Source organism: Spirosoma sordidisoli, from assembly GCF_004138325.1.
Taxonomy (GTDB): Bacteria; Bacteroidota; Bacteroidia; order Cytophagales; family Spirosomataceae; genus Spirosoma; species Spirosoma sordidisoli.
Genome location: NZ_SBLB01000007.1, coordinates 23,003 through 29,936 on the forward strand (window position 1 = coordinate 23,003; position 6,934 = coordinate 29,936).

Sequence of the window (6,934 nt, forward strand, 5' to 3'; positions counted from 1 at the left end):
GGGCCGGGGCTTTGCACCGGCTTTTTTCTTGCCCGTTACCGCAGCTGCTGTTGCCGGGCCAGTCCTTTTCTGATCAGGCGGTTGGTTAGCGCCAGGCCCAGTTTCGGAAACAGATTACCGATTTTGCCGAGCCAGCCCCGGCTGTTGGGGATCATGATCTCGAGCTGCCTGCGCGCGATCGCCTTCTGCAGAACGGCCCGCTCTACATCCTGTACGGTCAGTACCCGGCTTCCTGAGAAAGACAGGGCGGCTTCGGGCCGGCCGAGCTGCTGGGCGAGCATGTCCGTATCGACCAGGTCGGGACAGATGACCGAGACCACCACGCCCTGCGGCCGCAGTTCGCCCGCGGCTGCCAGCGAAAAGGCCCGAACTGCAAACTTCGTAGCCGAATAAATGCCCAGGCCCGGTACGGGGGCCAGCCCCGCCAGCGAAGCTATATTGATGATATGGCCCGTTTGTTGCCGAATCATCAGCTCGGCCAGGTAACGCGTACCCAGCATGACGCCTTTCAGGTTGACGTCGACCATAAAGTCGATATCTTCCTGGGTTATGGTTGCCACGTAGCCTGGCCGGATTACCCCCGCTATGTTCAGGCCGATGTCGATGCGTTGCCAGCGGTCGAGCGTTTGGCGGATAACGTACTGCCAGTCGGTTTCGGACCGCACGTTGAGCGGCAGCAGCAGCGTTCGATCGGCTGGCCAGTGGTCGGTTCGGGCGGCCTGGTGAAGCTGGCTGATGGCTACGTCGGTAGCGGCAACGCTGTAGCCTTCGCGCAGCAGGACACCCGTCAGGTGGCGGCCTATACCGCTGGCACAGCCGGTCAGTAAGCATATTTTCATAAATTTCGTTACCTTCGTTAGCTAAGATCGGTATAAAAATATATACGTATAGTGCAAAATGGGATGAATGAACAGGCAACAGCTGCCGTCTGTATCATCGGAGCGGGATCGTCGGGTATCGTGGCCGCCAAAACATGTCACCAGGCTGGTATCCGCTTCGACTGTTTCGAGAAAGGATCGGGCGTGGGCGGCAACTGGCGCTATAATAACGATAACGGCCTGTCGTCGGCTTATCGGTCGCTGCATATAAACACCAACCGGAACGTAATGGCCTACGCCGACTATCCCATGCCGGCCGAGTACCCTATGTTTCCGCACCATAGCCAGATCATCCGCTACTTCGATAGTTATGTCGATCACTTTGGCTTCCGGGACAAAATCACCTTCAGAACCGCCGTAACCGACGTTAGCCGCACCCCAGACGGCCGTTATATGGTTACGACCGATACGGGCCGGACGCAAACCTACAGCCACGTGGTGGTGGCCAACGGCCATCACTGGAACCCGCGCTATCCGGACCCGCCATTTCCGGGTACGTTTGCCGGCGAAACCATGCACTCGCATGATTACAAGGTGCCGGAGCAGATTCGGGGGAAGAAGCTGCTGATCGTCGGCATCGGCAACTCGGCCGTTGATATCGCCTGCGAGGCCGCCCGGCAGTATGGCGACCATGGGGTAACGATCTCGACGCGTAGTGGCGCCTATATTATTCCCAACTGGCTGATGGGCCTGCCGTTCGATTCACTGGCCAATCCGCTCACGAGCCGACTGCCGTTGTCTATCCAGCGGAGGCTGCTTGGCGTGTCGCTCTGGCTGGCGCGGGGGCGGCAGGAAAGCTACGGTGTTCCCAGGCCCAACCGGCCCATGCTCAGTGAACACCCGACCATTTCGCAGGATTTGCTGAATCTGGCCGGCCGCGGGCTGATCCGGTTCAAGCCCAATATCCAGCTTTTCGACGGCCACGATGTCGTGTTTGACGACGGAAGCCGTGAGTCGTTCGATCTAGTGATTTTTGCTACCGGCTACCGAGTATCGTTCCCCTTTTTCGGGCAGGATTTTTTCAACGTCGAAGACAGCAATGATCTGCAATTGTACCGGCGTGTAATTCATCCCGACTATCCGGGCCTGTATTTTCTGGGCCTGCTCCAGCCCCTTGGCGCCATTATGCCGCTGGCAGAAATACAGGCAATTTGGATTTCCCGGTTAATACAGAGATTTTGCAGACTACCAGATCGACAGGTGATGGTACAAGCTATCGATGAAGAGGCCAGGCGAAACCAACGTAGGTACACGCAATCGGCCAGACACACGTTACAGGTTGATTTTCACCAGTATAAACAAGTGATTGAGCGCGAAATGAGGAAAAATAAAGGCGTGTCAGTGCATTAAAAAAAAACTTGCCCGTTACTTATCTGACAGAGTCACGTCAAATACCCAATTAAGTCGATGAACTTTTAGGCAATAAGAATACGTTTGGCTATAAACCCAGGGGGAGGTGGTGTCGAAAAGGTGTGTGTGGCGGAAGGAGTGTAGCTGGATTTGTGTAAAAAATACTCAACTTTGCGACGGGTCGACAACCGTTTAGTTGGCCAATTAATTTTTCAACGAACCCACATCGGATAAGTAATTTTACCCAATAAGTTTACACAACCCTCTTAGTCACCGTAACGATGATCTCTAAGAAAGCCAAGTATGCCATCAAAGCTCTAAAGGTTTTGACAGAAGAGTACGGGAAAGGACCTGTGCTTATTTCCTACATCTCAGCGAAAGAAAGTATCCCCAAAAAATTCTTAGAGGCTATCCTGCTGGAGTTGCGGAATCATGGCATTCTGCAAAGTCAAAAGGGAAAAGGAGGGGGCTATCTGTTGCGGGTCGATCCGGGTCGGGTTAATCTGGCTCAGGTACTTCGGGTCATCGACGGCCCTATTGCACCAACGCCCTGCGTATCGTTCAACTTCTACGTGAAGTGCGACGACTGTACGGACGAGGTGACCTGCGCCCTGAAACCGATTATGGAGCGTGTTCGGGATGCGAACCTGGGCGTTTACGAAAACACAACCCTGCTGACGTTCCAGAATCCGGAATCGCTGGTGACCAAAGAAATTTCGATTGGCTCGAAAGCTGCCGATATAGAAGAGACCTCGGTTGGCCGTATGTCGGCTTAGCTGAAGGATCGTACCTCATAAATCAGTAAGGCGACTCCATTCCCGGGGTCGCCTTACTGATTTAGGGCTGATAAAACTTATTCGTCGGCCGGCTGGTGCTCTTTGCGGAGCAGATCGTTGACGGTTTTGACCGGGTTGAACGTGATCAGCGGCACCTCCACAAAAATGGTGTTCCAGTCGGCCATGGCACCGTTCCAGAGGCCCGGCAGCTCCTGCGCTTTCAGGTCCTTGCCATCTTTCGACTTGGCCGTAATGAAGCCGGTCAGCGGATCGCGGAAGGCGGGTAGGTCGAACTTGCGGCCGTGGTGATCTTTCAATCCACAAACCAGATCGACCGGGTTGAAGTGGGTAGCCGTATCGAAGATCTCTTTCTGCTGCGGGTTGGTCAGGTCGATCTGGGCCGACTCAACGACCTGCAGCGATACTGACCCGTCTGCATTGCGGGCCCAGAAGGGGCCACCCCCCGGTTCGCCGACGTTCTGCACCATGCCACACACGCGAATGGGCCGGTTCAGTTTCTGCCGGAAGTAGTCGACTTTTTCGGCTTTGGCGAGACTCTCGAAGCCATCGGGCGGGAGTGTGAACAGCGTCCGGCGAAATAGCTCGTCGGCCTCGGCCAGGTAACCGTCGCTGACGTCGGATGCGTCGGCACCTTCCAGCAGACTTTGTAGCCGGGCCACCCGCTGCTGCGCATCGAGCAGAACCGCGGCCAGCACTTTCTTATAGGTAACGGTGGTTTCCTTGATCTCGTCGGGCACTACGTTATCAATGTTCTTGATGAACACAACGTCGGCGTCGATGTCGTTCAGGTTCTCGATCAGCGCGCCGTGGCCCGCCGGGCGGAACAGCAGCGACCCATCCGGGTTTCGGAACGGGCTGTTGTCGGTATCAACGGAGATGGTGTCGGTTGCTTTCTTCTGCTCGGAGAAGCTAATATCGAACGTAACGCCCAGCCAGGCTTCGTAGTCGGCTTTTTCCTGGCTGATCAGCTCCTCGAACCGGGAGCGGTGCTCGGGCGATACGGTAAAATGAATCCGGACGGTACCGTTTGAGTTGGCGTAGGCGGCTCCTTCGACCAGGTGCTCTTCAACGGGCGTGCGGGCTCCGTCGGGATACTGGTGAAACTTGAGCAGTCCTTTGGGTAGGCTGCCGTAGTCCAGGCCATCGGCCATGAGCAGAAAATGGAGCACGGTTTGCCGGGTAGCCGTGTCCCACCTGCCTTCGGTCACGGTCTCGTCGAGGTCGACGCCGTTTTTGGCCAGTGCCGCTTTCAGGTCATCGTAAAACGCAAAATCGGGCAGACGGGCAAACACCTCATCGGCCGATTTGTCGGATTTGCCATCGAGGGCAGCAAAGAGCGACTTGAACATGCGGGTGGCCGCGCCCGAAGCCGGCACAAACTTAACCAGATCCTTATCCTGGGCGGCCTGGTCGAACTGGTGAATATAGGTCGTTATCTGCTCGTCGGGAACGCGGATAATACCATCGCCAATGGTGGCGGCTTTGATTACATTGAGGTACGGAAAACCCTGAACAAAATGCTGTATCTGTTGGTCGATCTGCTCGAGCGAGACGCCCTGCGCCCGAATCTGCTCCTGGTCTTGTTCGGTGAATTGTGTCATACAGGCAAAGAAATAAGTCAGTAAGAAAGGTTGGCAAGTTGGGTGTTTCGACAACGTTACGCAAGTCAAATGTAGCAGAGTCTTCTGTACGGTCTGTTCTTGATCGATAAGTAGCCGGTAGGGTAATGTCGGTATATTAGGGGACGTCTGCTTCCTGCTCCGCCCACGTTGCCGGTTGAGATGAGCCCGGAGATAGCTACAACTTTCCGCAGATCCAAAACGAAAAAGCAGCGGCTCGGCTACCGAATCTCAAAGAAGTCGGCATCCAGATGGGCGGGAAAGCGCTCCCGGAACTCACGCAGTTCGTCGAGCGAGATCGTCTGCTGGTGTAGCCCTTCGGTATCCGACTGCCGGAACAGCACATCGCCCCTGGGGTCGATGATGGCTGAGTCGCCAGTATAGGGATGCCCGTTTCCATCGGTGCCGACGCGGTTGACGCCAACAACGTAGCTGAGGTTTTCGATGGCGCGGGCCTGCAGGAGGGTGTTCCAGGCATGACGCCGGGCGGCTGGCCAGTTGGCTACGTACAGCAGCAGATCGTAGTCAAAGGCGGCCGGATTACTAGTCGGCGACGGGGCGGGGGTGTTGCGGCTCCAGACCGGGAAGCGGAGGTCGTAGCAGATGAGCGGACAGATGCGCCATCCTTTCCAGGTTTTGACCAGTCGGCGGTTGCCGGCGGTGTAGATGCCGTCTTCGCCCGCCATGCGGAACAGGTGGCGTTTATCGTAAGTGTCGAACTGGCCGTCGGGCTGCATCCAGACCAGCCGGTTGTAGAAAGCCGACCCCTCGCGTACGACGTAACTGCCGGTGACGACGGCCCCCGTTTGAGTGGCCATCTGCTTCAGCCAGCGAAACGTGGTCAGGTTCATGGGTTCCGCTACGGCAGCCGCGTCCATGGTAAACCCGGTCGTGAACATCTCGGGCAGCACGATCAGGTCTGTCGGTTCGGGCAGGGTCATGATCCGTTCCTCCAGCATAGCGCGGTTGGCTACCGGGTTCTGCCAGTATAAGTCGGGCTGAAGGAGGGTGAGGTGCATGCGGAGACAGGAACAAAACCGGGAGAAGCTGAATGGGTTCTTTACAGTTTCTCCCGGTTCTTTATTTCGGAAATTTCATCTTGTACTCGGCGTCGGTTTTGCCCCTGGTGATGTCGGCCAGTTTTTTCCGGATGAGCTGACGGCGCAGGCTGGGCAGATAATCGGTAAAGAGTTTGCCTTCGAGGTGGTCGTACTCGTGCTGGATGATGCGGGCGGCCATCCCGTCGTATTCTTCTTCGTGCTCGTTCCAGTCGGTGTCGAAGTAGCGGATAACGATAATTTCGGGCCGTATCACCTCGCCCCGAATACCGGGAATACTCAGGCAACCTTCTTCAAACCCCCAGTCTTCGCCTGCTTCTTCAATGATTTCGGGGTTGATGAACACCTTCTTGAAGCCGACAACGCTCTGGTCGATATCTTCTTCTTTTTCGTCTTCGTTCAGCACCTGGCCATCGGCCACAAACATCCGGACACTCTGGCCGATCTGCGGTGCGGCCAGGCCAACGCCCGAAGCTGCATACATGGTTTCAAACATATTCTCGCTCAACGCTTTCACGTCGATTGAGCCGGGTTCAATGTCTTTCGCCCGCTTCCGGAGTACCGGATCGCCATAGGCAACGATAGGGAGGATCATATAGTTAATGATGAACGATAAACGATGAATGAGGGTCGTTGAACGAGGCTGTGTTCAGTCATTCGCGGGCCACCTTTCACGGCTTATCCTTCTTTTTTACTTTCCATATACGACTGGAGAATGATGGCGGCACTGACTTTGTCGATGTTCCCTTTCTCGCGTCGATCTTTTTTGCTGCTTCCGCCCGCAATCATGGCCTGTAGCGCCATCTGGGACGTAAAGCGCTCATCATGCCAATAAACCGGAATGTCGGGCAAAGCGTTCTGCAAATGCCCCACGAACTTCCGCACCCGGGCCGCGTTCTCCGAATCCGTGCCGTCGAGCCGCTTAGGCAATCCAACGATAAATGCTTCTACCGGCTCCCGCTGTACATAGGCTTTGAGGTACTTGATCATCTCGTGCGACGGTACCGTTTCGAGCGCCGACGCAATCAGTTGCAGCGGGTCCGTCACGGCAATACCGGTGCGTTTCTGTCCGTAATCAATTGCCAGCAGTCGAGCCATAGTGGTGCAAAGATACAAGATATGTAGAGACGCGACCCCTCGCGTCTCCTGCGCGTCAGCAATTGGGTTGACTTACTGACTGTTAGGATTGCGGGCGAGCTGGTTCATGGCTGACGTGTATGAGACGCGAGGGG

Annotated in this window: 7 protein-coding genes; 2 read left to right on the forward strand and 5 right to left on the reverse strand. The window is 55.9% G+C overall.

The genetic code is table 11. From position 1 onward, the window contains the following. Positions 1-35: 35 nt before the first annotated feature. Complete coding sequence (locus EQG79_RS22635) at positions 36-839, reverse strand: SDR family oxidoreductase (protein ID WP_129604379.1); 804 nt, start codon at positions 837-839, stop codon at positions 36-38. A gap of 63 nt (positions 840-902) precedes the next feature. Here EQG79_RS22635 and EQG79_RS22640 point away from each other — a divergent pair, with 63 nt between their 5' ends. Together EQG79_RS22640 and EQG79_RS22645 are read left to right on the forward strand one after the other, a co-directional pair. Next, positions 903-2,228, forward strand: a complete 1,326-nt coding sequence (locus EQG79_RS22640) for a flavin-containing monooxygenase (RefSeq protein WP_129604382.1) — start codon at positions 903-905, stop codon at positions 2,226-2,228. A gap of 281 nt (positions 2,229-2,509) precedes the next feature. After that, a complete protein-coding gene (locus tag EQG79_RS22645) occupies positions 2,510-3,004 on the forward strand; it encodes an RrF2 family transcriptional regulator (protein WP_077922351.1) in 495 nt (164 codons plus the stop codon). A 77-nt stretch (positions 3,005-3,081) separates the two neighbouring features. On the opposite strand, the gene EQG79_RS22650 is transcribed toward EQG79_RS22645, so the two are convergent. The 4 genes from EQG79_RS22650 to ruvX all read right to left on the reverse strand — a co-directional run bounded on the left by EQG79_RS22650 (position 3,082) and on the right by ruvX (position 6,800). After that, positions 3,082-4,626: a DUF4301 family protein gene (locus tag EQG79_RS22650; protein ID WP_077922350.1), complete on the reverse strand. Its 1,545-nt coding sequence runs from the start codon at positions 4,624-4,626 to the stop codon at positions 3,082-3,084. Positions 4,627-4,865: 239 nt separating this feature from the next. Continuing rightward, positions 4,866-5,663 (reverse strand): amidohydrolase, encoded by a 798-nt coding sequence (locus EQG79_RS22655; protein WP_129604385.1) that lies wholly within the window; start codon positions 5,661-5,663, stop codon positions 4,866-4,868. 61 nt (positions 5,664-5,724) lie between these two features. Then, positions 5,725-6,297 carry a peptide deformylase gene (gene def, locus EQG79_RS22660; protein ID WP_077922348.1) on the reverse strand — a complete coding sequence of 191 codons (573 nt, stop codon included), beginning with the start codon at positions 6,295-6,297 and terminating at the stop codon, positions 5,725-5,727. A gap of 83 nt (positions 6,298-6,380) precedes the next feature. Beyond that, a complete protein-coding gene (ruvX, locus tag EQG79_RS22665) occupies positions 6,381-6,800 on the reverse strand; it encodes a Holliday junction resolvase RuvX (RefSeq protein WP_077922347.1) in 420 nt (139 codons plus the stop codon). Positions 6,801-6,934: the final 134 nt, after the last annotated feature.